Origin of the sequence: Mesorhizobium sp. M7D.F.Ca.US.004.03.1.1 (assembly GCF_003998635.1) — a bacterium.
Classification (GTDB): domain Bacteria; phylum Pseudomonadota; class Alphaproteobacteria; order Rhizobiales; family Rhizobiaceae; genus Mesorhizobium; species Mesorhizobium loti.
The window spans coordinates 1-1,253 of sequence record NZ_RZQG01001298.1 but is presented as its reverse complement, the minus strand read 5'-3'; the positions used below and the strand labels follow the sequence as shown (position 1 = coordinate 1,253).

Genomic DNA, 1,253 nt, shown 5'->3' with positions numbered 1-1,253 from the left:
CGGCGATACGGTCGCCCGCGCCCTGAAGGCCGGCAAGACTGTCGTTGATGTCCTGCGATATGGGCTTGCGGTCGACGGTGCTCTGCAGCACCCGCCTCTCAAGCTCGCTCAAATTCTCCGGGTTTCGCCTCAGCCAGCGATTGGCCAGTTCCGGCACGGTCTTGTTCATGGATGTCTCCATATAAAGCATCGGCTTGGCAGCCTGGTTTCCATATAGGAAGATGCCGGTTCGTCAAAAGCACGACGTGAGGATGCAAGCAGAATGCCCGATTTCAAGAAAATCCGCGCACGCGCTGCAAAACGCAAAGGCGGCGAGGAGGAACTGACGTCACTGCTGGGTCCGGTGCCCGACAATGCCGCCGTGGCTGACATTGCGGACAATCGCATTCTGTCTGTTATGGCCGAGCGCGTCTTTGCCGCCGGTTTCGTCTGGCGAGTCATCGAACAGAAATGGCCAGGCTTCGAAGAGGCATTCCTGCGTTTCGAGCCGAAGCGGCTGTTGTTCCAGCCCGATGATTTCTGGCACGATCTGGCTTCCGATCAGCGCATCGTGCGCAATCCGCAGAAGATCAAATCCGTTCGCGACAATGCTGCCTTCGTCGAGCGCGTGTCGAAGGAGCATGGCGGCTTCGGCGAATTCCTCGCCAACTGGCCGGCTGATGATCAGGTCGGGCTGATGGCTTACCTCGGCAAGCATGGCAGCCGGCTCGGCGGCAACACCGGCCAGTATTTTCTGCGCTGGCTGGGCTGGGATGCCTTTGTCATATCGGGCGATATGGCCGCGGCTCTGCGCGACGCGGGCCTCGACATCGCCGAAAGCCCGACCTCGAAGAAGGACCTGGACAAGATCCAGAGGCAAATCAATCAATGGGCGGCGGAGACGGGTCTGCCGCGCCGGCATATTTCTCGCATCCTGGCGATGTCGATCGGTGACAACCATTCGCCGCAAGCCTTGCGCGAATATATGGGCGACGACTGATACAAGGCTGCCTGGCCACGAATGACATTAGTCATTCGGTCGGGGGCACGATTGACGTACGTCAATCGTCCGAAGTGGTCCAAACGAACGCCATTGCCCGGCGAAATTTGCCGCGCTAAGTCAGCAGACATGACCAAGAAACTCGACATCCTGCGCATCGCCGTTGCCCAGCTCAATCCGACTGTTGGCGACATTGCTGGCAATCTCGCCAAGGCCCGCGAGGCGAGGGCGGATGCCGCCCGCCAGGGCGCCGATCTCGTGCTCTACACCGAGC

The 1,253-nt window shown here is 60.0% G+C and carries 2 protein-coding genes; both read left to right on the top strand.

Annotated features, from left to right (window positions below; genetic code table 11):
* Positions 1-262 precede the first annotated feature (262 nt).
* Positions 263-979 carry a DNA-3-methyladenine glycosylase I gene (locus tag EN935_RS36495; RefSeq protein WP_127264607.1) on the top strand — a complete coding sequence of 239 codons (717 nt, stop codon included), beginning with the start codon at positions 263-265 and terminating at the stop codon, positions 977-979.
* A gap of 129 nt (positions 980-1,108) precedes the next feature.
* The coding region (locus EN935_RS42975; protein ID WP_164771707.1) for a nitrilase-related carbon-nitrogen hydrolase at positions 1,109-1,253 on the top strand (145 nt) is incomplete at its 3' end.

What these genes read in the sequence shown, in the direction of transcription:
- EN935_RS36495 (WP_127264607.1), top strand. Translation starts at nt 263, where the DNA reads ATGCCCGATTTCAAGAAAATCCGCGCACGCGCTGCAAAACGCAAAGGC.